The sequence below is a fragment of the Cognatishimia activa genome (assembly GCF_026016445.1).
GTDB lineage: Bacteria > Pseudomonadota > Alphaproteobacteria > Rhodobacterales > Rhodobacteraceae > Cognatishimia > Cognatishimia activa_B.
Genome location: NZ_CP096147.1, coordinates 2,941,676 through 2,967,654, shown reverse-complemented (window position 1 = coordinate 2,967,654; position 25,979 = coordinate 2,941,676). Strand labels below are relative to the sequence as shown.

General features: G+C 55.3%; 29 protein-coding genes and 1 riboswitch. Of the genes, 14 read left to right on the top strand and 15 right to left on the bottom strand.

What is annotated here, in order from left to right; genetic code table 11:
* Window positions 1–173: 173 nt before the first annotated feature.
* Window positions 174–656 (top strand): L,D-transpeptidase family protein, encoded by a 483-nt coding sequence (locus tag M0D42_RS14815; protein ID WP_265021172.1) that lies wholly within the window; start codon window positions 174–176, stop codon window positions 654–656.
* A 237-nt stretch (window positions 657–893) separates the two neighbouring features.
* Here M0D42_RS14815 and phnE read toward each other — a convergent pair whose 3' ends face one another.
* Genes phnE through M0D42_RS14795 form a run of 4 tightly spaced genes read right to left on the bottom strand, consistent with a single transcriptional unit; the run spans window position 894 to window position 5,117 of the window.
* A complete protein-coding gene (phnE, locus tag M0D42_RS14810) occupies window positions 894–1,637 on the bottom strand; it encodes a phosphonate ABC transporter, permease protein PhnE (RefSeq protein ID WP_265019377.1) in 744 nt (247 codons plus the stop codon).
* Window positions 1,637–2,407: a phosphonate ABC transporter ATP-binding protein gene (locus M0D42_RS14805; protein WP_265019376.1), complete on the bottom strand. Its 771-nt coding sequence runs from the start codon at window positions 2,405–2,407 to the stop codon at window positions 1,637–1,639. The genes phnE and M0D42_RS14805 overlap by 1 nt, the downstream gene beginning before the upstream one ends.
* Window positions 2,404–3,264 (bottom strand): phosphate/phosphite/phosphonate ABC transporter substrate-binding protein, encoded by an 861-nt coding sequence (locus tag M0D42_RS14800; RefSeq protein WP_265019375.1) that lies wholly within the window; start codon window positions 3,262–3,264, stop codon window positions 2,404–2,406. The genes M0D42_RS14805 and M0D42_RS14800 overlap by 4 nt, the downstream gene beginning before the upstream one ends.
* Complete coding sequence (locus tag M0D42_RS14795) at window positions 3,264–5,117, bottom strand: cytochrome c peroxidase (RefSeq protein WP_265019374.1); 1,854 nt, start codon at window positions 5,115–5,117, stop codon at window positions 3,264–3,266. The genes M0D42_RS14800 and M0D42_RS14795 overlap by 1 nt, the downstream gene beginning before the upstream one ends.
* Window positions 5,118–5,254: 137 nt before the next feature.
* Here M0D42_RS14795 and mntR point away from each other — a divergent pair, with 137 nt between their 5' ends.
* Complete coding sequence (gene mntR / locus M0D42_RS14790) at window positions 5,255–5,692, top strand: manganese-binding transcriptional regulator MntR (protein WP_265019373.1); 438 nt, start codon at window positions 5,255–5,257, stop codon at window positions 5,690–5,692.
* A 139-nt stretch (window positions 5,693–5,831) separates the two neighbouring features.
* Here the strand turns inward: mntR and M0D42_RS14785 are convergent, their stop codons facing one another.
* The 11 genes from M0D42_RS14785 to M0D42_RS14735 all read right to left on the bottom strand — a co-directional run bounded on the left by M0D42_RS14785 (window position 5,832) and on the right by M0D42_RS14735 (window position 12,872).
* On the bottom strand, window positions 5,832–6,335 hold the full coding sequence (locus M0D42_RS14785; RefSeq protein WP_265019372.1) for a hypothetical protein: 504 nt from the start codon (window positions 6,333–6,335) through the stop codon (window positions 5,832–5,834).
* Window positions 6,336–6,402: 67 nt separating this feature from the next.
* Complete coding sequence (locus tag M0D42_RS14780; RefSeq protein WP_265021171.1) at window positions 6,403–7,101, bottom strand: CbtA family protein; 699 nt, start codon at window positions 7,099–7,101, stop codon at window positions 6,403–6,405.
* A 4-nt stretch (window positions 7,102–7,105) separates the two neighbouring features.
* Window positions 7,106–7,276, bottom strand: coding sequence for a CbtB domain-containing protein (locus M0D42_RS14775; protein ID WP_265019371.1), 171 nt, complete (start codon window positions 7,274–7,276; stop codon window positions 7,106–7,108).
* Window positions 7,277–7,309: 33 nt separating this feature from the next.
* A riboswitch (cobalamin riboswitch) is annotated at window positions 7,310–7,526 on the bottom strand.
* Between the two features lie 137 nt (window positions 7,527–7,663).
* Window positions 7,664–8,158 carry a DUF1636 domain-containing protein gene (locus tag M0D42_RS14770; protein WP_265019370.1) on the bottom strand — a complete coding sequence of 165 codons (495 nt, stop codon included), beginning with the start codon at window positions 8,156–8,158 and terminating at the stop codon, window positions 7,664–7,666.
* Between the two features lie 423 nt (window positions 8,159–8,581).
* The gene (locus M0D42_RS14765; protein ID WP_265019369.1) at window positions 8,582–9,037 is read right to left on the bottom strand and encodes a DUF411 domain-containing protein; all 456 of its coding nucleotides are present in this window, start codon (window positions 9,035–9,037) and stop codon (window positions 8,582–8,584) included.
* Window positions 9,038–9,300: 263 nt separating this feature from the next.
* Window positions 9,301–9,936 carry a cation transporter gene (locus tag M0D42_RS14760; protein WP_265019368.1) on the bottom strand — a complete coding sequence of 212 codons (636 nt, stop codon included), beginning with the start codon at window positions 9,934–9,936 and terminating at the stop codon, window positions 9,301–9,303.
* 157 nt (window positions 9,937–10,093) lie between these two features.
* Complete coding sequence (locus M0D42_RS14755; protein WP_265019367.1) at window positions 10,094–10,699, bottom strand: SCO family protein; 606 nt, start codon at window positions 10,697–10,699, stop codon at window positions 10,094–10,096.
* A complete protein-coding gene (locus M0D42_RS14750; protein ID WP_265019366.1) occupies window positions 10,699–11,163 on the bottom strand; it encodes a copper chaperone PCu(A)C in 465 nt (154 codons plus the stop codon). The genes M0D42_RS14755 and M0D42_RS14750 overlap by 1 nt, the downstream gene beginning before the upstream one ends.
* A 25-nt stretch (window positions 11,164–11,188) precedes the next feature.
* Window positions 11,189–11,848 carry a DsbA family protein gene (locus M0D42_RS14745; protein ID WP_265019365.1) on the bottom strand — a complete coding sequence of 220 codons (660 nt, stop codon included), beginning with the start codon at window positions 11,846–11,848 and terminating at the stop codon, window positions 11,189–11,191.
* Entirely contained in the window at window positions 11,845–12,267 is a 423-nt protein-coding gene (locus M0D42_RS14740) for a disulfide bond formation protein B (RefSeq protein WP_265021170.1), read from the bottom strand. The genes M0D42_RS14745 and M0D42_RS14740 overlap by 4 nt, the downstream gene beginning before the upstream one ends.
* A 5-nt stretch (window positions 12,268–12,272) precedes the next feature.
* On the bottom strand, window positions 12,273–12,872 hold the full coding sequence (locus tag M0D42_RS14735; RefSeq protein ID WP_265019364.1) for an SCO family protein: 600 nt from the start codon (window positions 12,870–12,872) through the stop codon (window positions 12,273–12,275).
* A gap of 170 nt (window positions 12,873–13,042) precedes the next feature.
* On the opposite strand from M0D42_RS14735, the gene M0D42_RS14730 reads away from it, so the two are divergent.
* The 12 genes from M0D42_RS14730 (at window position 13,043) to M0D42_RS14675 (ending at window position 25,789) form a co-directional block, all read left to right on the top strand.
* The gene (locus tag M0D42_RS14730) at window positions 13,043–13,471 is read left to right on the top strand and encodes a MerR family transcriptional regulator (protein ID WP_265019363.1); all 429 of its coding nucleotides are present in this window, start codon (window positions 13,043–13,045) and stop codon (window positions 13,469–13,471) included.
* Between the two features lie 91 nt (window positions 13,472–13,562).
* Window positions 13,563–14,315 (top strand): transglutaminase-like domain-containing protein, encoded by a 753-nt coding sequence (locus tag M0D42_RS14725; protein ID WP_265019362.1) that lies wholly within the window; start codon window positions 13,563–13,565, stop codon window positions 14,313–14,315.
* 222 nt (window positions 14,316–14,537) lie between these two features.
* Entirely contained in the window at window positions 14,538–15,119 is a 582-nt protein-coding gene (locus tag M0D42_RS14720) for a helix-turn-helix transcriptional regulator (RefSeq protein ID WP_265019361.1), read from the top strand.
* Between the two features lie 551 nt (window positions 15,120–15,670).
* Window positions 15,671–16,813 carry a hypothetical protein gene (locus tag M0D42_RS14715; RefSeq protein WP_265019360.1) on the top strand — a complete coding sequence of 381 codons (1,143 nt, stop codon included), beginning with the start codon at window positions 15,671–15,673 and terminating at the stop codon, window positions 16,811–16,813.
* Between the two features lie 15 nt (window positions 16,814–16,828).
* Window positions 16,829–17,188, top strand: a complete 360-nt coding sequence (locus M0D42_RS14710) for an iron-sulfur cluster assembly scaffold protein (RefSeq protein ID WP_265019359.1) — start codon at window positions 16,829–16,831, stop codon at window positions 17,186–17,188.
* Entirely contained in the window at window positions 17,185–18,354 is a 1,170-nt protein-coding gene (locus M0D42_RS14705; RefSeq protein WP_265019358.1) for a cysteine desulfurase family protein, read from the top strand. The genes M0D42_RS14710 and M0D42_RS14705 overlap by 4 nt, the downstream gene beginning before the upstream one ends.
* Window positions 18,355–18,360: 6 nt before the next feature.
* Complete coding sequence (locus M0D42_RS14700; protein WP_265019357.1) at window positions 18,361–20,028, top strand: fatty acyl-AMP ligase; 1,668 nt, start codon at window positions 18,361–18,363, stop codon at window positions 20,026–20,028.
* Window positions 20,021–20,302, top strand: a complete 282-nt coding sequence (locus M0D42_RS14695) for an acyl carrier protein (RefSeq protein WP_265019356.1) — start codon at window positions 20,021–20,023, stop codon at window positions 20,300–20,302. Before M0D42_RS14700 ends, M0D42_RS14695 begins: the two co-directional genes overlap by 8 nt.
* Window positions 20,289–21,449 carry an NAD(P)-binding domain-containing protein gene (locus M0D42_RS14690; protein ID WP_265019355.1) on the top strand — a complete coding sequence of 387 codons (1,161 nt, stop codon included), beginning with the start codon at window positions 20,289–20,291 and terminating at the stop codon, window positions 21,447–21,449. The genes M0D42_RS14695 and M0D42_RS14690 overlap by 14 nt, the downstream gene beginning before the upstream one ends.
* Window positions 21,442–23,781 (top strand): efflux RND transporter permease subunit, encoded by a 2,340-nt coding sequence (locus M0D42_RS14685; RefSeq protein ID WP_265019354.1) that lies wholly within the window; start codon window positions 21,442–21,444, stop codon window positions 23,779–23,781. The genes M0D42_RS14690 and M0D42_RS14685 overlap by 8 nt, the downstream gene beginning before the upstream one ends.
* Window positions 23,778–24,602: an outer membrane lipoprotein-sorting protein gene (locus M0D42_RS14680; protein ID WP_265019353.1), complete on the top strand. Its 825-nt coding sequence runs from the start codon at window positions 23,778–23,780 to the stop codon at window positions 24,600–24,602. Before M0D42_RS14685 ends, M0D42_RS14680 begins: the two co-directional genes overlap by 4 nt.
* The gene (locus M0D42_RS14675) at window positions 24,599–25,789 is read left to right on the top strand and encodes a hypothetical protein (protein WP_265019352.1); all 1,191 of its coding nucleotides are present in this window, start codon (window positions 24,599–24,601) and stop codon (window positions 25,787–25,789) included. Before M0D42_RS14680 ends, M0D42_RS14675 begins: the two co-directional genes overlap by 4 nt.
* Window positions 25,790–25,979: the final 190 nt, after the last annotated feature.

The window sequence follows — 25,979 nt, the reverse complement described above, 5'->3', positions numbered from 1 at the left end:
AGCCCATCCACCTCGTTTCTGCAAAGCGACGAATGTCCGCTTTGCGGATGGATAGGCTTAGATTCGCTCGCAACAGCAATTGAAGGCGCTGACAACCCTCGTTAGTGTCTTTGTCAAATGAGACCTCAGCAGAGAGGCATTGAGCAGTGAATTTTCAAGTCCCACGTCGCACGATCCTGCTAGGAGTCGTGGCTACCTTTTTCTCCGGGTGCGCGAGCAAGTTCCGCAATTACAGGGGGCCAGAAGTGGCCCGGCTGCGCGTCTACAAGGGTCAGCGCATGATCGTCCTCGACGGAGCACATGGTGTTTTGCGCACGTTCTCGATGGGTCTAGGTTTCGCCCCGGAAGGTCACAAGCAGTTCGAAGGAGATGGGCGAACTCCGGAAGGCTCTTACATTATTGACCGTCGCAATCCCGACAGCCTTTTCCATCTTTCAATCGGGATATCTTACCCAAATGATGCCGACACCGCATACGCCAAGGCGCAGGGCCGTTCCCCTGGTGGAGATATTTTCATCCATGGGGGGCCACGCCCTGGAATTGATCCGACAAACAAGCGCGACTGGACGGCCGGGTGCATTGCCGTTACGGACCGAGAGATTGAAGATATCTACGCAATGGTGAAAGACGGGACGCCAATTGATATCTATTCGTAACCGACTTGGCTTGGAATTGGTGGCTCTTGAGCGCCTCAAAAAAGATGGTGTCGTTGAGCCTAACTGACAGCTTCAAAAAGACGGTTCAAACAGAAAAATACAGGTTTCGAATGAGTTAGGGCACTCAGTTCTATGGGCTTGACCAGCGGCGCGCGGCGAGAAATGCTTTTTGAATAGCACTTCGAAGTGTGAAGCAAAGCAATGCCCGAGTCTCCCAACCTTCCTAGGCCGGACCAATCATGAAAACCGCTTTTGTAAAACCGTATTGAAACCTTCGAACAGCAGTACCAGAGAGATGATAGCAAGCGTTACAGTCGCAGCCTTGTCATATTGGAATGAACGCACGTAAGTCTGAACGTGCAGCCCTATGCCCCCGGCGCCAACGATGCCCAAGATCAAGCTTTCGCGGAGGTTCAGTTCAAAGCGGAAGACTGTGTCGCGGAGCACCACCGGAGCCATCTGTGGCCAGATCGCCCACCGTAGTAGTTGCGCCCGGCTGGTGCCTGCGCTTTCCAGTGCAGCAAGCGGAGCAGTACCGACATTGTCGATCGCTTCAGCATAGAATTTCGCCAGCATACCGGTGGCATGAAAAGTGATTGCAAGAATACCGGGTAACGGACCCAGCCCGACGGCCCCCACCATCAGCATCGCCACCAGGATCAATGGAATTGAACGGATTGCTGCCAGCAGCGCCCGCACCGGGCGCCAGATGGCTGCGGGTACAAGTGTCTCAGACGCAAGCACAGCCAGCCCCGCTGACAGGACGATGGCAAACAGCGTACCAAGAATGGCGATTCTCAGTGTCTCGGCCAGGCCTGTAAGGACCTCCGGCCAGACAGAAAGGTCTGGTGGCATCATGCGGTCTAGAAATTCTGCCAGCCTCGGCCCCGCTCCGGGCAGTTTGTCCAAGCCAATATCAGCGTTTCCCGCAGCCCACAGCACTGCAAGCCCGAGTACGATCCAAACCAAGATCCGACTCATCAGCTTACCACCCGCAATCGGTCACTAGATACTGTTCCATGGTACAATTCGCTGACGTCGTCGTTCCCGACCATCGCGGAGGGCTTGTCAAACAGCACCGCGCCCGCGCGCAATCCAATGATACGGCTAGCGAAGCGCTGTGAAAGGTCTGGTTGATGCGAACTGAAGGCAACGGTGATGCCGCGCTTTCGTGCTGCATCGGTGATCAGTTCCAGAATGCGTTCCGCATGGGCTGGATCAAGGTTGCTGACAGGTTCATCTGCTAAGATCAGCTCAGGCTCCTGCGCCAAGCAGCGAGCGATTGCTACCCGCTGGCGCTGCCCGCCGGAAAGTTGATCCACACGGCGCTGCGCCAGATCCGTCAGGCCTGTGTCCTCCAGCGCAATGGCCGTCTTGAGGTGATCCTCCGCGCCGTACCGCCCCCAAAGCGAAGACCAGGTGTGCATCCGCCCCAGCCGCCCGTTCATCACATTCTGATATGCGCTCTGCCGATCGACCAATGCGAACTCCTGAAAGATGAAGCCGGTTTTCAGTCGAGTTTCACGTTCCGGAGCCCTGTTATTTGGAAGTCGGTTACCGAGCACCTCGGCTCTGCCGCGCCAGCCCCGGATCCGTCCATCCAGCAAAGCCAGCAAGGTCGACTTGCCGGCACCCGAAGGCCCCAGCAAGGCTACGCATTCACCCGGTGCTATTTGCAGGGATACGTCCTGCAGCACCTCTGCACCGTCAAAGCAGTGCGATATTGCATGGAGGGAAAGCGCGTGGGTCATTTCAAATAACCATAGCGGCGCGCCATTTGCCTGACCCCGTCATAGGCCTTGGGGTCTGCAACCACATAGCCGTCTGGACCATAGAGATAGGCCAGCAAATACTGGTTCTCAGCCTGGTTCAAGCGCAGCATAGCATCCACGAAACGATCCTGCAGGCCCGAATCCAGGCCAGGCCGGGCAATAATGGCATGGCTGGGAATTTGCTCGCTTTCGCCTAGCACTTTGACCTCAGCCTGCTGTTTGGGCGTTAGATAGAGGTCGGCATACTGGCTAGCCCCCGCCGCATCGACCAACCCGTTGGCCATAGCCTGCATGGCCTGCTGATAACCGCCAGCAAAGAACTTCTGGCCAAAGAACCGATCGGCATCGCCGGCATCGGCTACCAGCCCTTCGCGCACAAACAGATCCAGCGGATAGAGATAACCGGATTCCGACACCGGATCTGCAAAAGCGATGTCGCGGCTCTGGAGGTCTGCCAGAGTTTCAATACCGCTGTCCTTGCGCACAAACACCCGGCCCGCATAGCTCGGCTGGCCGCGGTAAACCTCGGACAGAAGCGGCACTGCCCCGATCTGGTCTTCTGCCAGCACAAAGGGCAAGGCGCCCATGAAGGAGATATCGGCATCGCCATTGCGCAATGCCTCTACTGCCGCAGCATGATCAAAGGTAACAAAACCGGTTACCGGAACCTCCAACTGTTGGGACAGCCAGGCAGTGATCGCCTCGATATCCCCCAACAGCTTCTCCGGGTTTTCTTGCGGAATGAAGGCGAGTTTCATCGCCTCCTCCGCAGAGGCCGTTGCTGGCACTGTCAGGGCGGCAGCGGCAGTGGTAAAAAAGGTACGGCGCGACAGCATCAGAACATCCTCTCATCAATCTCGGCTTGCATGGTTTTGAAAGCGTCCCACTGGCGGCTCGCCTCAGCCCAGTCGCCAGTGGCGCTGGCATCGCCAACTGCCTGAAGAATTGCGGCAAATCGGTAGATTTCTGGCTTGGCGTTTTGATTGGTCATAACGCTCGCATCTGCCGCAAGGTCCGGCGCAACGGTGTCAATCAATACGGCGATGTTCTCGGCATCCCGCATCGGGATCAGTGTATCAAGCGTCGAAGCAAAGGTGGTGAGCTCTTCCCACGATAGGCGGAACACGCTGTCGCGGCCTTCAAAGCGCTGGTAGGGCTCCTCACCATCTCCCACCGCCTGCAGATAGGCAGTTAAATCGGCGCGCTGTTCCGTATCCAAACCCAGATCCTTGGTATCGTTGAACCAGTCTACAACGCCTGCTAGGGTCGCCAGCGATCCGTCATGCATATAGGGCGCGGTGAAGTTGACATTGCGCAATGTAGGCGTTTCGAATGGGGTTGCGGTGCCGCCCGGGAACGGCGGCTCGGCCGAGCCGATGTTATAGGTCTGCCCGTCTCGGAAGAACCGGTCTGGGGTGTGGCAGGAGGCGCAGGACCTGTCGCCAAGCCCGGCAAATTCGGTATTGAACAGTACCTCACCGCGTTTCGCAGCCTCAGAGGCCTTGTCTGTCAGCAGCCCGGCTTCGTCGATCTGTGGGTTAGGCAGAAAGTCAAAGGCGCGTAAGTAGGCAACCATCGCGTCGAGTTGGAACGGCGTTGGCTCCGCCCCGGCAAACTCAGTCACGATCACATTACGTACAAAACGGCGCAGGCTCGGCTCGCGCCCATCACGCCCGTAAGGCGCTGTAAAGCGGATGCCCCTCATTGACGGCGTATCCAGGTGATCGTCTTCCCGGTCGTTGAACATCGGATTGAAGAAGGAACTGTCCACATCCATGCCGCCAGCATGGCTCGACAGGCCGGGGATGAAGAAATCCCGGTTTACGTCGGACCGATTGTGGCAGGTGGAACAGGCTATCCCCAAGTCACGTGCTGGGTAACCGAATATCTCAGGGCTATCGAACAGCATGTCGCCATAGGCCACAAGCGGCAGGTTGGCCTCATCCTCGCCAGCCTCTTCAAACTGGAGCACCAGCCGGGGTAGCTCGCGCTGATCAGAAATATTGGAACCCGGCGGGAGTGTGGCGGGCAGTATTACCGGCGTACCGGAGCGCACTGCGCTCTCCGGTGCCGGTGTCAGCTTACCACGTTCGACAAAAACCGAGGGCAAATAGTTTGTCTCAATGTACTCCACGATAACTGTTCGCGCCTCGGCAAATCGCGCCACATTTGGGTCCTGAGCACCATTATCCAAAATACCGGAGCTACCCAGAGAAGAATTCAGAACCAGCCAGGCGCGGCCTAGATCGTGTGCGGCCTGCTTGTCCGCCGCCAGGATGCCGTCCTCGAACGCGCGGTACAAGGCCGCAGACTGCGCAACCTCAAATGCAGCCTCAGGCTGGCCAAGTGTCGCCTCGGCCGCCTCTAGGTGCTGCAGAATACCTTTGGCCAAAGCCGTTGTAATGGCTGCAAACAGGGCCTGCCGGTCTTCCGCAGCTAGCGCTGCGCGAATGTCCTGGGCGTCGCTACCCGATACCCGTGACAGTGCCTCCACCGCAACTGCGCTGCCGGGTGCCGGAGCAGTCCAATTGTTTTCAATCTTCTCCCAGGGAACGGGTGTCAGGTTCGCCATGAATAGGCTCAGCCGGTAGGCTGCTGCCCGTGGTGCCCATGGGGCTTCTTCAATGGCCGTGGCCCCCGCGTTAAGCGGAAGCAAGCCAATAAAGGCGGATGCAATCAAGTGTTTCATGGTTCAGTCTACAGTTATTAGCCTTGTCTAAGTTTTGTAGAAAAGTCTATGTCATTGTCAAGCCCCACGTTGCTGGTGCATACACATTAGGGTGCGGCAAGCAGGGTTCCGCGCCAGCAATAGACACCGAGAGCAGAATGACCGACCAGAAACCACAACCCTTCGGACGCAACCCTGACGACCAAGCGAGCGGTTTCGAGGCAGCCCGCGCCGCTCGACAAAGCGAAGTTGTTGAGGATTATGTTGAGCTGATCTCAGAGCTGATTCACCAGAACGGTTCAGCAAGGCCAGTGGAGATTGCCGAGCGTCTCGGCGTGACCCAACCCACTGTGTCCAAGAACCTGTCGCGGCTAAAACGCGAGGGGTTCATTGTGCAGGAACCTTACCGCTCAATTCGCCTGACAGATGCCGGGCGGCGATTGGCCGAGGCTTGTCGAAAGCGGCACCGAATTGTGGTGGAATTCCTTATCGCGCTGGGTATTTCCAAAGACGTGGCCGAGCACGATGCCGAAGGTATCGAGCATCATGTAAGCGAAGAGACCCTTCGCGTATTCAAGGATTTTTCGCGGAGCTAAATGAGCCAACGGCGATGTTGTCAACGCAATTGCAATTTCCGGGAATGGCATTGTGCATTCAATTCTGATCTGCAAACAAAAGGCAAAGCAGGGGCGCAAGACCCCCGTAACCGAAACTCACCTAGATTTGAAATGTCGCTCAGGAGCCGTCATCGTCTGCTTGAACGATCAGTTTGGCCTCGACGGGCACACCCCCAACCATTAGCGGGCTGTGGCTGTTGCCATTGAGAGAGACTTTTACCTCAACGTCGCCATCCGGCAGCGATGGGAGGTGTAACCAGTTGGCATAAAGACGCCCCAGCTTTTCACCGTTGATATAGACATGCGCGTGCCCTTCACCAAGTATATCCTCAGTAGAGGCATTCTCAGGAGAAAATCGGAAGTTTTGCGGTGTCACGTGCAAGTTCCAGCCTGCCATCGGATCTTTTATCATCTGGATCGCCACGCTGGGGGCATTGCTGTCGGCCGGTAAGTTTGTGGCAGCGGAGTGGTCATGGGCTGCCATCTCCGCATTGCCGCCATGTTGTGCCGGGTCAGCGTGGTCGTGGCTGTCAAAGGTGCTGCCGCTGCTGGCGGCGATCACAAAGCCGACACCACCACCAAAAATCAGCCCGATGGCAAAGAGCGCGAGAGAACGGGACATTTTGTCCTCCTCAATAAATGAAAGCTCCCGCCGGTGGGGCCGGCGGGAAAGCAATAGAGGAAAGAGATCAGGCAGTCGCGCCCGCGCGTTTGCCTTCCGCCTGCCAGAAGTATCCGGCAAAGCTGCCCAGCAACGCCCAAGCGGCCATGCCGATGCCAAAGGCACGGGCGGCAAACAGCGCGCCGATCTCCGTCGGAACCGGGCCAGCGAACGTGTCGGGTTCAGGCGCACCGACGACGTGAGGCGCTATCAGCAGTCCAGCGGCGATCAGATAGCTCACCAAGTTGCCTCCAAAGGCGATCAACCACATGGCGACGCCAGCTGCGGCAACAGTAGCAGTCCACCACAATTGGCGCACACCGACATCTGCCGCGGCTACGCCGGGCACTTCAGGCGCCAGCGACAAGCCAGGCGCAAAGTGGAAGGCAACAAAGCCAGCCAAGCCCCAAAGCAAACCGGTGCGACCGTTAATTTCACGACCCTGTTGCTCGGCAATCGACATCAGCGCCACAAGGGCCAATGCATAGCCAGTATACGTTAGCATCGTGAAGATGATGCTCAGGCCGTCGCGCATCGGCTCAGCGAACATGCTGGGCAATTCGGGGTGCGCGGTCACGTGGTCAGCGCCAAAATGCACCAAGTCACCGCCCTCATAGAGTTCGGCGTGGAGAAGTACGGGCTGCACGAAATAAAGCTGCAACAAGGCGGCCATCAGCCCTGCTGCAGCACCAGCGAACAAAGCGCTGGTCAGAATACGACTGAACATGGCCTTAGTGACAGGGGAAGCCAGTTGCGTGGCGCACATCGTGAGCAGCGTCATGCAGACCAGAAGCCTGAGCATGGCCGGTCACGGTGATAATACCCAGACCCAGAATAAGAGCGAACACTGCAGGCAGAATGGTTGAGCCTACAGCGGATGCTTTGATCGCGTTTGTCGTCATTTTAGTCCTCCTTGCCGTCACACCCGACGGCGCAAGTTACGTTCAACTTACGGCCGGTCTCCTGACTCGCGGGTCGATGCCGCCATCCCCCTTCCCAGCGCTCTCGCGCCAGTGGAAATGGAAGGTAGCTCGCCGCTCACAGTCGCGGGGGCGGTTGAGGTTGGGTGCCGTTGAATTGGTCCACCGTCCTCATTCCCGTTTCAGTTCCAGTGCATCCGCACCTTTGAACACCGTAATGATCGTTACTGGCTCATAAAGCGGCGGTTGGTCAAGTAGGAAACCGGCATGTCCGGGTTCTAAAGCGCCAAATTGAATTTTGTTGTAGTCCTAAGAGCCCAGGACGCCAAAGTTCATCACTGGAACTTTTCCCGTCGTGTTGCGAGCGGTCTATGGTACTTCTGCTGGAATGCGTGCAATGGCCTTTAAACGCAGGCTTCCCAGTGGTCTTGCATCAGCGAAGTTGCCGTCTGGGCTGTCTCGATACATTTGGATAAACGTCAGAATGTCTGGCAAATCTAGCGCTGTAATTTCACCAAATAGATAGGCAGTCTTGCCGTTCTGTCGAACGGCCAGCGTTTGTGGTCGCAGGCAACCAGACATACAGTCCACCTGCTGCAACCTTGCCTTCACTCCCGATTCCTCCAGAGTTGCGGTGATTTGCTCGAGGAGGGCGGGATCAGCGTCACGGCAGGTTCGGCATAGAGTAATTGTTGGTAGGTGCATGCGCCGGGCAAGTCCTTGATTGAGCAACCTTCTTTGTGATTCAACATCCGCAGGTGTTTGCTGGTTTGATTTCGAAACTTGATTTTGATGCGGTACCTTTAGAAAAGTCCATACTTGCGCGATCGGCAAGCTCGCCGAAATAGGTTCCCTCAGAGTCATTATAGAATATCCGGACTTGTGACTCGAGAGATATTTCCTTCCCGTAGGCAACCGCTTCGACACTGCTCTTTGTGCGAAGCATAATGATCGTGAGCCAGACACAGATGGCAAGCCCAAGTAGCAACTGCCGCCCCAGGTGGCACGGCCAAGAGCCCAAAGGTTACGCCATCATCGCGATGAAACGTGAGAATTAACCCGGGAAAGACGGCGATTCCGTATCTCAGGGTATAGGCGCTCGCGACAACTCAGGCTTTGGTGACCTGATCAGTTGCGACGGGGGCGACAACAGCTAGTGTGCCGGGTGTTTGTTTATTGACTGTCAGCATCTCGTAGCGTCACTTTGGTTACTTTTAGTCAGCCTGCGCTCACCTTGCTGAGCAGGCTAGGCAATACTGAGGAAAGCAATTCCATCTTTCGGCTCGGTTACCCTGCTGGGTAGCTCGAATAAACCTCGGTCGAGCCGTCTTTCTGGATCAAGAAGACGTCGTAAGCATCGCGTTCGTCTTCCGGCCCCATACCGGGCGAACCATAGGGCATTCCGGGGACTGCGAGGCCGACCGCATCGGGGAGTTCACTAAGAAGGCGATGAATGTCGGTGGCAGGTACGTGACCTTCGATTACGTAGCCATCTACGAGGGCGGTGTGACAGGAGACCATGCGCTGAGGCACCCCGTTGTCGAGCTTGAAGCGCAGGAGAAGACCGCCGAACATGTTCTGGCCCGTTGGCGCAAAGCCGTTCTCTTTGAGATGGTTCATCCAAGACAGACAGCAACCACATCCATTGGTCTTGCGAACGTCGATTGGGGTTGCCTCCGCGAGAGCCTGCGCCGCCGGGAGAAGTGCAAAAACGATGGTCAGAGATTGGGTCAAGTGTCTCATGGGTAAGAGCCTTTCGGTTTCTTTCAGTGTAACTTCGCTGCGAGGATTTTCAGAGAGAAACGCGACAGCGTCGACGAGCGCCGATCCTGTCGTGCGTTTGGTCAAGATCGCTCGAGGCTTACGCACCCAACCAAAAATCGGTGTTCAAAGTGTAAATCTGAGCGGTGTCCAAAATCTTTGCGTGGGCAAGGCTCTAGACCTCAGAATTGCCGAAAAGATTAATCCAGCAATCCCTAGACCCAAGACAGCAAGTGTGAATCCCATCACGCTTCGGCATGCGTGTGAGCCGAAGCTTCTTTCCGCTCTGCCAACGCTTGTCGGACGATCTGAAATGCAGAAGAAAGGAACAAGCTCGCCATTATTGCGGCAACGATAAGATCAGGCCAACCCGTTGCCGTGCCCCAGACCCCCAGAGCCGCGAACATCACTGCGACGTTTCCGATCGCGTCATTACGGGAACAGAGCCAGACAGAGCGCACATTGGCATCGCCGTCCTTGTAGCGGGCGAGCAGGAGAACACTTGCGAGATTGGTCATAAGAGCAAAGAAGCCAACGACTCCCATTATCTCTGCTTCTGGAACGCCGACATAGAAGATGCGGTACACTGTCGATCCGAACACCCAAAGACCCATCAAGAGCAGGCTCACCCCTTTGGCCAAAGCAGCATTCGTCCGCGCATGGATTGAAGCTCCGATCACTGCAAGCGAGATGCCGTAGGTCAGTGCGTCTCCCAGAAAGTCCAGTGCATCAGCCTGAAGCGCCTGTGACTTTGCGTAGTGACCGGCGGTCATCTCGACTGCGAACATTATCGCATTCAGCACGATGACGATCCACAATCGCCGCTTGTAATCATCTGATACGCCGTCGAACTTGGCGTCATGCCCACAACATCCTGACATTGGAAAGCCCTTTTGAATCAAAGTCACACCAAGTCTAATACCTCTAGTCACTAGAGGTTCAAGGGATTTTTTTATACGCCTCGAACACGTTCGAAATCTGTCAAATTCACATTATTTCGCCCTGAAAAGAAGAGCCTTGAGCTCTCCAAGAAGCTGCTTAATCCAATGCAAGCTGGATTTTCGGCACCGCGAATTCTCTCGGCTCGTGATAGTCGATTACGCTTGTGAAGCAACCTGAGGCGTCGAACAGGAAGACACTAGAGGTGTGGTTCATCGTGTAGTCGCCGCTGTCGGTCGGCACCCGCTCATAGCGTGCGCGGAAGCCCCGTGTCGCGCGCGCGATTTCCTCTTCTGGGCCGGTCCAACCACGTATTGAAGGATGGAAATAGCCGACATATTTAGCCATTGCCTCGACAGTATCCCGCTCTGGATCGACGGTGATGAACACTACGTTCATTCCTTCCGCCTCTTCGCCTAGGTCATCAAGCCAGCCGGAGATGTCCGACAGTGTCGTCGGACAAACGTCTGGGCAGTAGGTGAAGCCGAAGAAGACCATCGTCGGGCGACCGATCAGGGTATCGGGTCCAACCTCGTCTCCCTCGTGATCGGAGAGGCGGAATTCCATTTCGGATAGGTCGACCGGTCGCAACTGCGCTAGTTCGGGCGCGCCGGGGCCATCGACCTGCCACCACCCGATAACAAGTGTCAGGGCAATCGCCGCGATACCTGTGAAGGAATATTTGAGGGCCGTCCGTCGGTTCATCAGCCCTCTGGACCGCGCGCGGCAATATCTAGGATTGGAACTTCGACGGCGATCTCACCGCCATCCGAGAAGTCGAGCGTCAAAGAGAAGCTTTCTCCTTCGGCCATCGGTCGCTGCAAGTGCATCAGCATGGCGTGCAGCCCGCCTGGCTCCAGCGACACAGATTCACCCGGCGCAATTTCGATCTCGCCTGCGGGTGCCATTGAACTGACGCCTTCGGCATTTGTAGATGTCTGGTGAATGTCAGGCATCATCGCCAAATCTGTGCGGATGCCGGTCAGTGCCACAGACTCGTTGCCTGTATTGCGGATTGTCATGTATGCCGCCCCTGGGCGGCTAACACCTACTGACGCCCGCGCCCAAGTGTCTTCGACAACTACGTCCTCTGAACCAGCGATAGCGGAGGTTGTTGCACTAGATGCAAACAAGATTATGGCAACCAAGCCATGGAATATTTTCTGCATTTCGACTTCTCTCTTTTCTCATTCGTTAACTGTTAGCCGCAGCAACTTCTGCCGCCACCAAGCGGCGCAACTCCGCTTCGCCAAATGGATCCAGCGGCATGCCATTGACAAAAAAGGTCGGTGTTTGGCGAACACCGACTGTCTGTAAATCTGCTCGATCTTGGTTGAGAACGCCGGTCGTCTGTGGCGCGAGAAGTTGCGCCTGAGCGGCGTCGGGATCCAGTCCTGCAGATGCGGCAATCCCGATCAGCAACTCCGGCCGCATGCCGCTATGGGAAGCCCATTGCGGTTGATCGCGCAGCAAGGCTTCCAAAACAGGTTCAAAGACACCTTGCATGCGCGCGGCTTCAAGAACGCGGATGGCAACTTCAGAGCCCTCACCGTGAAACGGGGTGTAGCGGATAACGACGCGCACGGCTTCGCTATGCTCAGCTATGATGTCCTTTACGATCGGATGAAACGCGCGGCAGGCCTCGCAGGCTGGGTCGAAGAACTCGACGATGGTGACAGGCGCGTCATCGGGACCAAGAATGGGCGAGTACGGCCGGATAAGAGCTTCTGCCAATTCCGGGGCGACGGTTTCTGTCTCGGATACAGGGGCTGATCGGTTTACAAACCAGGTCGCACCGCCGAAACCGGCGACACCAAGGGCTGCGACAGAGAGGATAAATCCACGACGATTCATGAGTGTTTTTCCTTTAGCGAAAGGGCGGACAGCGCCGCGATTGCTCCAAAAGCAGCAAGCGCCATCAGCGGGATTGGGACGCCAAACACCAATTGGTTGTCGTCAGTGCAGGAGGGTCCTGCTGCGGTACAGGGTTGAATCCGCTCCGGGATGACACCGACATATAGCCCCAGATGCCAAAGCGCGACGGCTGCACCTCCAATGGCAAGAGCGACCCCGTACCGGCCCACGCGATCATCGCGCCACCAAAGGCCAAGCCCCAGGACGATGGCCAATGGAAACATGAAGGCCCGTTGGAACCAACAAAGCAAGCAAGGTGTCTGCCCCAGCACCTCGCCAATGAACAGAACAGCAAGTGAAGCGAGCAGAGCAATCACCCACGCCAGCCCGAGGGCCGTTTCTCCGTATAAGCGGGGCATCTCCATCAGAGCCTCTCTCTTAGGTCGGCGAGGATCTCCTCGGCGGGGGTGCCGTAAGCCCAGGACTCCGCGAAGCCGGCATCGGGGTCGAAAAGGAACAGATGCGATGTATGGCCCATTGTGTAACCATCTGGCGCGGAGGCCTCTTCGATCCGCTCAAAGAATATCGGAAATGTTTCGGATGTCGCTGCGATTTGCTCCGGCGTGCCCGTCAGGCCGATGATGCCTGCATCGAACAACGGCACATACTCGGCCAGCGCAGCGGGCGTGTCGCGTTCAGGATCAATCGAGATGAAGATCGGTTGCACGTTTTCTACATCAGTGCCCAAGTCTGCCATAACAGCGGCAACTTCCGCGAGGGTCGTTGGGCAGACATCCGGGCAGTTTGCAAAGCCAAAGAAGACGAGCATCCACTGCCCAGCAAAGTCGCGCTCGGTTTGCGTCATTCCGTGGTGATTTGTCAGTTCGAACGCGGCGCGAAACGCAGGATCAGACATATCCGCGTCAGTGTCGACCCGGTTACCAGCGAACTGGAATGCTGCAAATGCAAGCAGCGCTATGCCTGCCAGACCCCACAATACTTTCTGAATAACTGAAAGACGCATGTCGTTCCGCCTGTTTGATAAATTATTTTGTGTTGGGTTACACCCTCTAGCTGCTGTAGGTTCAAGCAGTTTTCTGCCGCACCTGCGAGTGATCGCCAATGCATGAGTTCCGCGGTTGCGCCGCTGGTCATGCAAACCTACATTCACTTGAGGATTAACGGGGTTTCGAAATGCTCACAATTGGTACGCTCGCAAAAAGAACTGGCACCAAGGTTCAGACGATCCGTTACTATGAGCAGATCGGCCTAATGCCCGAACCTGGTCGGACCGAAGGCGGTCAACGGCGCTATGGTGACGCTGAACTCGATCGCCTCGCGTTCATTCGGCACAGCAGACAGTTGGGATTTCCGCTCGACGCGATCCGGGAGTTGCTTGATTTGTCCGACGCTCCGGACCGGCCCTGTCACGAAGCCGATGAAATCGCACGCCGACAATTGAAGCTCGTTGAGCAGAGGATGGAGCGCTTGAAAGCGTTGCGCGCGGAATTGAAGCGTATGGTCAAAGAATGCAGCGGCGGAAACGCCGCGCAATGCCGTGTTCTTGAGGTGCTTAGAGACCATTCAGAGTGTCTGACCGAGCATGATCAGATAGGCGTCTGATTAGGCGCAGACAACTTTTTGATATTCTTACTTGAACCTACAGTGACTGTAGCAATTATCTATATCCTCGAAAGATTCGAGGAGACCCATTGTGGCATATGAAGATCCCTTGCTGACGGCAACCCCAATCCTGGATTTTGGTGCGGCTTCCATCGCGCAGTTAATTGATGAAAGGGGCTGGGCCAATCTGTCTCAGCACGAACAAATCGGAGCGACCTATGATTTCGTTCGCGAGGAGATCGCATTTGGCTACAATCGCGCCGACGAATTACGCGCTTCGGAAGTACTTTCTGATGGCTACGGCCAGTGCAACACCAAAGGCATACTTTTCATGGCGTTGCTGCGTGGCCTAGGCATTCCTTGCCGGTTGCACGGTTTTACAATCCACAAGGCGTTGCAGCGCGGCGTCGTTCCGGAACTGATTTATCCGCTGGCCCCGGCGGAAATTCTTCACTCGTGGGTCGAAGTTAAAACAGAAAACGGCTGGGTCAACCTCGAGGGTTTCATTCTAGATTCTGCGTTCTTACGGACGCTGCAGCGGGAGTTCGACGGGGCACAGAGTCTATGCGGGTATGGGGCTGGAACGGAGTGCTTGACCGATCCGTTAGTCGAGTGGACCGGCGGTGATACATACATTCAGAATAGCGGCATCACCCGTGATCTTGGAACTTTCGAGTCACCAGATGAATTCTATCGCAGGCACCATCAAAAGCTTGGTTTTGTGCGCGACCTGCTCTATCGTCATGTGATTAGGCGTTGGATGAATGCACGGGTACGCGCCATCCGCAAGGGTAGAGTATCGCGTCTGCCCGGGATGCAATTGCCGAACCATCAACACGATTAATGGACAGGAGCTACACGATCAGATCCTGCCTGCCGTAAAGCACAGCAATTGTACCTCTGCTAGGCAAGATACCGCTGGACCGGTGACTAAAGGTCTTCTGTGGGCTTGGGACCACTTGTCAAAGTGTAATTCTCGCAATACGTGTTCTGAGAACTTTCGCGAACCGCTTTGATTGAATGGCAATTTATGATTATATCCAGATTTTCTAAGTTGATCAGCTCGATGGCATCCGAAGCACGCAATCGCCCTGAGTTTGTGGTTTTGTCCTTTTTTGCTTTTATCCAAATCGCAGGATGTGTCCTGTTCTCGTGGTTAGCCCGCGCACCGCTTGACCCCAACGATCCCCACTATTGGGTCAACGCGTTCAACCATTTTATCAGCGTTTCAATGATCGCTGTCATTTTGTACATGTGGGTGTCGCCATTGAAGCGAAACATTGGCAGTGTTTCTAAAAAACTTGAGAAAAGTCGCCAAAAAAATTTGGAGATCGCGCATGTTTTGCGCGGTCATATCAACTGGCAATTCGAAACTTGGAGTCTAACATCTTCCGAACGGGACGTCGCCCTATTGTCACTTAAGGGGTTGAAAATCAGCGAAATTGCCGAGTACCGGAACTCGCGTGAGGGCACTATCAAAGCGCATCTCAACGCGATTTTTCGAAAGGCCAATGTATCGTCTCGGACAGAGCTTCTGGCAACTTGTCTGGAAAGCTTTATCGAGTTGGGTAGCCTATCAGAGAATGAAAAATCGACGACGCATCAAGATCAGAGCGTAATACGTAAATTGATCAAGCAACCTATCTGATCTTGCTGATTGAAGTTATGATCAAAATCGTTCACTGCACGTCAGTGGACGGCTTGGTTGTGAAACTGGTTGAAACACTCCCTAAGGAATTTGCTCAAACACCTAACTTGCGCTACCGGTTGAGGCTATCCTCATTGGAGCCAATTCGTTCGTGGCAAGCTGAAAACCCTGCAGCGTTTGAGCCTTTCGATTTAAGACACATCAAGTTTCCACTAAATTTTAACTCCTACATGAGCGCAGGCATCCATCTTCGAGCCTGAGCCGAATTGTACCGGTTCAACGTCGTTGCGAAGCTAATAGTCTATGTTTTGGCTCTGTTTTCAAAAGCGCTGCTCCTGCTGGCTCTAACGCTCAAAACTGAAATTTCGTGTGCCCTTGCGAAGGGGACATTTTCAAAATGAGCTGGCGCTAATCTCTTCCTAAACCTTAGTTAAACATTCGGTTGTCACCAACTGGCGTTTAGTGCGCGGCGCCGCAACATCGCGTTATCGACCTCACATCGAATTCCATGCCCCTCCGGCAAAGAACCTATTGTTTTGAGGATCTATAAAGTGAACGAAATCGTTAACAAACTGACCAATAACACTGATCTAATCCGGCTCGCCAATGGTGCGGTTTCTCAGCTTTTCGCACTCTCTGATGAAGATCTTGCAACCTTTCAATTCGAGATGATCAAGCGCAGCTACGCCTATCATTTCGAAAATAATGCTTTCTATCGCGATCTAGCGGTATGTGCCGATTTGACGCCAGATGCGTTGCTCACCGAAGCCGACCTGGCAAAAATCCCGCTTATCCCGGTTTCAGCCTACAAAGGTCAGGACAGCCACCGGTTGTTGTCAGTTGGCCTCACTGAAGTAGAGCACGAGATGCGTTCTACTGGTACATCCGGAGTGCCTTCTGTTGCGCGCCGTTGCACGACGACAGTCGATGGCGGTGTACAGTCGGTTTACGGCATGTACCGTGAGTTTCTCGGAATCTCAAAGGGAGCTGGACTGTACCTGTGTCCATCGACCGAGGAAATCCCTGAGATGGGCATGATTAAAGCGCTCAACATGCTCGCCGGTCTTCTGGACACACATCGCTTTATGGTTCGGAATGAACAGATGATTCCTGAGGATGCGGTGGCCCAGCTTAAAGAGTGGGATACCTTTACGCGACATATCATTGGGCCACCGTTCCTGATCCATCGCTTTATATCGTTTCTCAAGGCTACGAATACCAAGCTTAAACTTGACCCAGGTAGCCTGATCATCACCCTTGGGGGCTGGAAGCGGTTCAGTGGCGCGATGATCTCGCGGGTGGAATTCAACCAGGAATGCGAGGAATGGCTGGGTGTACCAACGCAAAACGTCCGGGACATTTATGCACTAGTGGAATCCAACATCGTTGCCATCGAGGACGAACATGGCGTCAAGCACGTGTCACCCACCGCGCGCATTTCAGTCCGCGATCAGAACGACCTTTCGCGCGAAATGCCGTTGGGCAAACCCGGACAACTCGCGATCTATGACCCTACGAACTTCACAGTGCCCGGTTTTCTTCTGACCGAAGACATCGTCACGCAAGAACCTAAGCGTGACGGCGATACTCGATCTGGCCAGCGGATCAAGTACATCATGCGCGCGCCTGTCTCCACTGAGTTCGGTTGCTGTGCCGTCAACCTTGAAAAGAAGATGGACGCTCAGGACGCCTGAGAGAGGGAAGCAAACATGTTTAGCGCACGTATCGCAGAGAATTTCACTAGTCCGACCCATGGTGGGGAATTGGCCGATCCGCAGATCGTTCTGGAGAATAAGGATCCGGTCTGTGGTGACCAGATCCGCATTTCTATCGCTGTCGATGATGGCTCAATCACCCAGGCCCGGTTTCGGGCCTGGGGCTGCGCAACATCGCTTGCGACGGCAAACATTCTGTGTGTGTGGATGGAGGGCAAGCAACTGGCCGATTGTGTCGCCGCGACACCGGAAGAGTTGGCAGAGCAGTTGGGCACGCTGACGCCTGAGCAGCGCCACTGCCATGAGATTGCCGTTAACCTGGTCGCGCAACTTCAACCAGAGAGCGTCGCATGAGCAATCTTAGCGGATACTTTGATTACAATGCGACAACGCCTTTGTCAGACGCTGTCAAGGCGGCGATGGTCGATGCAATGGAGCAGTTTGAAAACCCATCGGCGGCTTATGCGGCCCCTGACGGTGTTAAGACTTTGATGGCCCAGGCGCGTGCGGATGTGGCGGCCTTGATTGGTGCCGATCCGGCGCAGATTGTATTTACTTCGGGTGCCACCGAGAGCAACAATTGGGTGCTGAGGTCGATCCTCGAAAGCCAAGATCGCTCGGGGGCTTTTGTTACCTCAGCCATCGAACATGACGCAACGCTGGCTTCAGGCAAGATGATATGTGATCAGCAGGGACGCAACCTCCGGATCGTCTCTCCTGATAGTGAAGGTATTGTGCCGGCCTTTGCAATTGAGCAGGCCTGCCAGGGCGACGTGTCGCTCGTGTCGCTTATGTTGACCAACAACGAAACGGGGGCAATCCAGCCGGTTCGCGAGGTCTCGGGGATTGCCCGGCAGACCAATGCGTTTTTTCATGTCGATGCCGTTCAGGCTGCGGGCAAGTTGTCTGTCGATGTAAGTTCACTCTGCTGCGACAGCCTTTCACTCTCCGCTCACAAATTCCACGGACCAAAGGGCGTAGGTGCGCTGTACATCAAAAACCCCGACGCGCTGACACCGATGATTGTGGGGGGCGGTCAAGAGGCAGGGTTGCGGGCAGGCACCGAAAACATTGTCGGTATAGCAGGCATGGGGGCCGCGGCGGCCGAGGCCCGCGCGCGGCTTGCGGATCGGACCGTACATGTGCATGCGCTACGCACCGCGCTGCTGAGCGAATTGCACACGCGCAACCTGTCATTCCAGGTCAACGGTCCTTCAGATCAGGCGCAGACGGCCCTGTGTACCCTAAACTTGTCATTCCCCGGCATCCGTGCCGAGTCGCTGGTCGCGCGCCTGGGACTCGTAGATGGCATCAAAGTATCGCTTGGCAGCGCGTGCAGCACCAACAAGCACAGCCGTCATTCACATGTCCTTCAAGCCATGGGGCTGGACGAAGCACGCCTTGTCGGCTCGATGCGCATCAGCTTTGGGCGCTATACCACACATGGCGACATCACCCGATTGGCAGCTGCGCTTGAAGATGGATTGGGCGTTTTTCAGCGTTTAGCAGCGGCGGAGTAGTATCGGATGCAACAGTTTCCCACTCTCTTTCCCACGTTGCTCAATGCGCTAGATCATCACGCCAGGGATCGCCCAAATGCGATCATGCTGCGGCGGTTGGGATTTCGCGAAAAACCACATGATGAATTGGGATTTGCTGATCTACAGCAGGCTGCACAACGCTTCGCCCGGACCCTTTGCACATTGACGAAGCCACATGATCGGGTGCTTCTGGCCTATCCGTCGAGCAATGCATTTGTCATTGCGTTTCTGGGGTGTCTTTATGCTGGACGGATTGCCGTTCCCGTCAGCCTCGGAAGCAATGCGCGCAACGGAGAACGTATCGCAGCAATTGGCAAGGATTGCGATGCGCGGCTGCTTGTCAGCCCATCCCTGAACAGCGTGGGCCTGACTTGCGCGGTTCCCGAAGGTTGTTTGGCAGTAGAGCACGCCACCCTTGCCGAGGGAGACGATGATGCTACGCTTCCCTGCGCTGCGCCAAGTGACATTTGCTTTTTGCAGTATACAAGCGGTTCGACCGGCCAGCCAAAGGGCGTGATCGTCAGCCATGAGAACCTGACGGTCAATCTTACGCAAATCCAAAACGCTATTGGCCACACCCATAGTCGCATAGTTAGCTGGCTGCCGCAGTTCCATGATATGGGCTTGATCGGCACTATGCTCTTGCCCATCTTCGCAGGCATTCAAACCACCTACATGTCACCGTTGGAATTCGTTCAGCGCCCAATTCGTTGGTTGCAGGCGCTATCCGAGTACCGCGCCCATGGGTCTGTTGCTCCAAATTTCGGGTTCTCTTACGTCCTAGATCGGTTACGCCCAGGCGACTTGGAAGGGCTAGATCTGAGCTGTGTTACCACACTGATGTGTGGCTCGGAGCCGATCAATGCTGATGTGCTCGACAGGTTTGTGAAATCACTTGCCGCTTGTGGGTTGGCCGAAACGGCACCCATGCCAACCTATGGACTGGCCGAAGCAACCTTGATGGTGTCCGCGCATCCGCGCAGCTCGCGCATCCGCACCTTGCGACCAGAGTTAGACGGTCCAATTGCCTACAAGGGTACAACTGAACTTGTTGCATGCGGATATCCTGCTACTGGCTTGGATCTGCGCATCCTTGATGAGCAAGGGCGGGACTGCCCTGAAGGTGTCGAAGGTGAGATCACAGTTGGCGGCGCCAACGTATGCGTCGGATATTGGGGCAAAACGCCCCATACTGGGCTCGCGCGCACTGGAGATCTTGGCTTTCTTTGGGACGGAGAACTATTCGTCACCGGTCGCAAGAAAGATCTCATCATTTTGCGTGGACGCAACCTTTATCCAACCGATATCGAGACGCTAAGCGAATCCTGTACTCCACGTGCTGGCGCCAATTCCTGTGCCGCCATAGGTCTGACATCAACAGATGGAACGGAGTCACTGGTTGTTGCGCAGGAAATACCTGCCGCCTCGATGCGCGATCTGGATCCGGACGCATTGCGAACCGATATCGCAGGACGCATTTTGGATCACTTGGGCATAGTGCCGGCGCAAGTTCTGCTTTTGCGCAGCAATACCCTACCGCGCACCACCAGCGGTAAAATTTCTCGCTTTGGGCTGAAGGCCGCGCTCAAACGCGGCGAAATTGACGAAGCCTTTTCTACCCACGCAACCCAAACTGGAATACTTCATGCCTGATACGATCACGCAGCCCGCTCTTGCTGAAATCCTTGCGGATGCACTAGCCGATATCGTCGAGACCAGCAGCGGCACGCGACCCGCAACGGTGAATCGCGACGCGTCCTTGACGTCTTTCGGACTGGATTCTTTGGCCATGGTCAATCTAGTGACATTGATCGAAGAGCGATTGGACATCGAACTCGAGCCGGAGCTGGCCTTCAACTATCCCACGATTAATGCATTGGCCGATTTTATCGGCCAGATGCAGAGGGTACCACATGCCCAAGAATGAACGTATTCTCGACTGTCTGATTATTGGCGCGGGACAAGCCGGATTGTCTGCCGGACGGCTGGCTCAGCACACTGGGCTAAATTTCATGATCCTTGAGCGCGGTGAGGCGGCCGGAGCTGAATGGTCCCGTCGAGCCCCGGAGCATTTGCTGTTCACACCGCGCGCGCTTTCTAAGTTACCAGGGTTGGATTTGATTGAGGGGCCAGCAACTGACTACCCCTCCAGTTCTGAAATGGCACGTTATTTTGCCCAATACGCGATCACATTTGATCTTCCCCTTCGCACCGGAAGTACCGTAACCAACCTCTCGCGCAACGCGGGTTTGTTCGTTGTGCAATTGGCCGATGGCACTACGCTCCGGTCTCACACTGTCGTTTTGGCAAATGGATCCAACCAAGAGCCTCTTGTTCCTGCCTCGCTGGCAGAACCCATCCGTCAATGCACGACACAAGGTACCGCGCGTGACTTTTGGCAATCACTCCCTGCGCCCGGCGCGCGGGTGCTTGTGGTGGGAGATGGAGCCAGCGGTCGCCAGACGGCACTGGACTTTGCTGCTAAAGGATATGAGACCACACTTTCCGGCGCAGGACGCCGACTAGCACCTGCGCACCTGTTGGGACGCAGTTTGTTTGCCTGGCTGCTGTCCGCGCGCCTGCTGCGCGCAGATCGCGACACATTTCGTGCCCGTCTTTTGCGAAAGCTAAATCCGGTTCCAAACAAAAAAACACTGGGCGACGCGTCTCTAAAGCAGGCGGGCGTCGTGCAGAGGGCAAAATTAATCGGCACTCTGGCATCGCTGGATGGGACAGGAAAACCTTGCGGGCAGGCCAACTTCGAGGGCGGTTCCGCCTGTCATTTTGATCACATCGTCTGGTGTGTCGGTTATAATGAAAACAGTCCATTCAATACTTTTGCTACGGGCAAATTGGACAGCTGGTACACCGATGGACGCGGCAAGACCGATGTGCCGGGCTTGTTTGTGGCCGGGCGCCGTTGGTTGACCAGTCGTGCCTCAGAACTGGTTCTTGGCGCCCCCCGCGATGCAGAACGCGTGATGGCCCAAGTAGAATTGTATCTGTCATCCCGTCCAATGGCCATTCCGCAAACTGAGCTTCCCTCTGCAATCGGAGATCAGCACCATGCCTAAGCGCAACGCAGCTCAGCTGGTAGTCTCTCACCCTCGAGCAATCCTTGCAGCGACCCTGCTGTTGGTCTCCATAGCAGCGACTGGCTTACAATACATCGGAATGAGTCCCGATTTGCGGGTGTTCTTTTCGGATGGGAATCCTGACAAGATCGCCTTGGACGACTTTGAAGAAGCCTTCGTGCGTGAAGATAGTGGTATCATCGCGATCGCCGCAAAATCGGGTGATGTCTTCACTCCCGACGCCATCCGCGCAGTACATGAGGTCGTTGAACGAGCCTGGTATCTTCCCTACGTGCGCCGCATAGACTCGGTGATTACCTTTCAGGACTCGCGGGCCGAAGACGATGCGGTTCTCGTTGGTGATCTTGTGCCCGATCCACTCAACGCCGACCAGGCTGAGCTGGATGTCGCCCGCGCCCGCGCACTGCAACGACCTGAAATCGTAGGCAGCCTGCTCAATCCTGATGCCAGCATGACTCAAGTACGAGTTCTGTTTATGTTGCCAGGTCTTGATCTGCGTAACGAAGCCCCTGAAGCCTATCGCGCGATGCTGGAGTTAGAGCAAGAAATCGAGGCCGAGTTCCCAGAGATCGAAATCCTTGTGTCAGGCACCGCGGCAATGAATGCATCATTTACATTGGCTGCTCGCCAGGATCTTAAGACATTGCTGCCTGCAATGGTGTTCGTCGCCATGTTGATACTCGGCCTGTCGCTCCGCTCTTTCCGCGGCGCGGCGATTGCGTTGACGGTCTCGTTGATCTCAGCCTTATCTGGCATATCCGCATTGTGCTGGGCGGGAGTGCCGCTGAATACTGCGACCGTCATGGCGCCGTTGATCATCCTGACACTAAGCGTGGCTGGGGTGACACATCTTTTGTCCGCCACCGGTTCTGCAACCGAAGGCCTGTCAGCAACCGATCAGTACGCACGCCAAAACGCCGTCGCTGATGCATTGCAGCGACTGGCACCATCGATCACCTTATCCCTGATTACGACGATCATCGGCTTCCTGGCGCTGAATTTCTCAATCTCACCACCTTTTTGGCAATTGGGTAATGCTGTTGCTGCCGGGCTGTTCGTGGCACTGCTGTTAATCCTGACTCTGGTGCCGGCACTGGTAGTAATCTGGCCCCCTCGCTCGGTTGGAGCTAGGCACCATCATAGGGGACTGACCATTCTGGCCCAATGGACCTTGGACCACAAAATCGTGGTTTTGCTGGTCAGTGCATTGATCGTGAGCGCTATCATCCCGGGCATTGCCAGACTGCAATTCGAAGATGATTTTGTTGCCTATTTCGACGAGAGTTTTCAATTTCGGCGCGATACGGACCAGATTGAGGAAAATCTGACTGGACTACGCACTCTTGAGTATCCATTCGATTCTGGACAGCCCGAAGGTGTCTATAACCCGGCTTTTCTCACGCAGGTTGACGCGTTTGTCGCCTGGGCGCGCACCCAGCCGAATGTTGTATCAGTCCAGTCTGTCACGGACACGATAAAGCAGTTGTCGATGAACATGAACGAGGACGAAGCAGCGGCCTATCGTCTGCCGGACGCGCGCGCGAGCACTGCGCAATATGTCCTACTTTACGAAATGTCGCTGGGCTACGGCATGGATCTTTCGGACCGGCTTTCAATGGACAAAAGCGCGCTTAGAGCCACGGTAGTGCTGCAAAATGTCACCACAGCCGACACCCGCCACTTCGAAGAAAAGGCCGCGGTTTGGATTGCGGCAAATGCACCTTTGCTTAGCGCTGATCCTACTGGGATTGCTCATGTCTTTACCCTGATCGCATTTCGAGACGCAAAGGCCATGGTGATGGGAACACTACTCGCGCTTGCGCTGGTCTCTGTCGCTATGATGGTTTTGCTGCGCAATCCCCGGTTGGCTCTTATCAGCCTTGTACCGAACCTATTGCCTGCTGCGTTGGCCTTTGGGTTGTGGGGCTTCATAAGTGGTCAGGTAACGCTTGCGATCTCTGTCGTGGCCGCCATGACCTTTGGCATCGTAGTGGATGACACAATCCATATGATGATGGCTTTCAACCGCAACCGTCGCGCGGGTAAATCCAACCAAGAAGCCTCCGTTGCCGCAGTTAGCGAGGTGGGTCGTCCCGTACTCATCACGTCACTCAGCCTGATGGCTGGATTCTTTGTGATGTCGTTTTCGGGCTTTGCCCTGAACAGCGATATGGCCCTTCTAACGGCATGCACGGTTGGGTTTGCCGTTTTGGCCGACCTGTTTCTTTTGCCCGTCCTTTTGAGCGCGCTTGCCCGGCGCGATCGGCCCATCTCAACAGAAGAACTGACAGTTTTGGGAGAGAAATCATGAATTGTTCATCTATTTCGGCAACTGGTCGTCTGCGAATAGGCGTTTTGGCGCTGGTTCTCGCCGCTCTCGCACCTGCGACGTCCTCCAATGCCGCTGATACCGCCAAAGGTCTGCGCATAATGCAAGAACAGGATCGCCGCGATGCAGGATGGCGGACAGTGCGAGTGAACGGCGAAATGATCCTACAAAGTGGATCCAGCACTTCGGCGTCCCGCGCATTTCGACTGGTGCGTACGGAACGCCCGTCGCATAGCAAGGGGGACAATTCCCGCCTGACCTTTGCCACTCCAGCGGACGTGAAGGGAACCGTGTTGCTGACACATGGCAATGTTGAACCCAAGGATGACCATCAGTGGCTGTATCTGCCTGCCACGCGCAAGGCGCGCCGCATTTCTTCGGGGAACCGATCAGGCAAATTCCTGTCATCTGAATTCAGTTATGAGGATATGGGGGGCAGCGAACTCCAGGATAACACCTATGGCTGGCTGCGCGACGAGTCCTGCCCGGTCAATACAAAGCTATCCTGCCATGTGGTCGCCGCTTATCCCAAGAACAAAAAATCCGGCTATAAGCAGCGTATTCTTTGGCTCGACACGCAAGAATATAGAGTTTTTCAGACAGAGTATTTCAACAAGCGCGGCAAGCTAGAAAAGCGGATGACCGGCACCGGTTTCAAGAATTACGGCGGTCATTGGCGTCCCGACCAGCTAGACATGCTCAACCTTCAAACAGGCAAGCGAACGATATTGAAGTGGTCAGGCTATAAGTTCGGCGTAAGTGTCTCAAGCACTGAACTATCGCCGCAAAGGCTCGATAAGTGATGCCGCCCGTTCGAACCGGGTTCGTCGCGTGGTCTATATTAGCCTGCGCGCAAGCTGTCAGTGCGCAGTCAGATCTCAGCGCGACCCTACGGGTGGAAGCATATGCCTTCGCCGAGGATGCTCTGTCGCCGCAACAAACGAATAATCCAAGCCGCATCGCCTTGGATATGATTGGCCGGCTTGAACTGTCAGACACTCTGACGTTGTCATTTGACGGTACCGGTGGCTGGTCAGGTGGCGAAAACAGCATTGCGTTTGGTCGGGTCAACAGGCTCAGCCTGGATCAACAGATCGCGGCTTCAATGCTCAGCTTTGGCTATGACTCTTTGATTTGGTCGAAAAGCGAATTCGCAAGGCTATCGGATGTGATCAACCCGCGCGACTATCGCTTTGATCCCAGCGGTGGGACAACCTTGGGTCAACCAATGCTCCGTTGGGATCTGCCGCTAGGACCTGGCGTGTTAACCTCGGTTGTTGTCCCGCGCCCACTGCCGTCGCGCTATCCAAGTGCCGAAAGCCGCCTGAGATCCCGCCTTCCAATCACAGGCGATGCCCAGTTTGAGAAAAATCAAAACACGCATGCCGTCGCGCTGCGCTATGAGGCAAGCATCGGGATCACAGACGTTGGCATTTACGGCTATATCGGCCCGACACGCGAAGCGGCGATCGTCTCCGTTGGCTCAGCCTTTGCTCCGTATTATGCATGGGTGCAGCAGGCCGGTTTCGACGCACAGGTAACCTTTGGGTCCAGCGCTGCAAAAGTTGAGCTTCGCCACACCAGCAATCAACTTGATCGCACTGGTGTACGCAGCGACGGTTGGGCGATATCTGTCGGTGCCGAGCACTCGTTTTATGGGGTTTTCGGGTCACCTAGCGATATTACCGTAGCTGTCGAATACGCTTGGGATGAACGTGATAAGCAAGCATGGCAGAACAATCAGAACGATCTATATGCGGGCATTCGCTGGAGCCTTCAAAACACCGCGGACACGCAATTTGAGATCGGCTATCAGCAGGACCTTTCATTCGACACATCTGCGTGGAGGTTGGGATTTGAACACAGGGTAATGGATGGTCTGGTTGCAAAGGCCGAAGCAATTCTTTGGCAAGGCGCCAACCCGCAAGATCTTGTCTATGGACTGAGCCGCGACAGCCACTTACGGGTGAGTTTCGAAAAGAGCTTTTGAGCGTCAGATACAAATCTTATTGCAACAACAGGTCATGATTCTGAAGTGTTTGGCAATGTGACGCTCACGATGAAGTCGCTGACCTGAGCCCCAAGTTTCCTCCACCGGGCGGAGAGTCCTTGGGGTTGGGTTAATGGTACTACGCGGCCAGTTTGTCCATGTTTGGTTTCTCAGCAAATTCTCTGGGCGT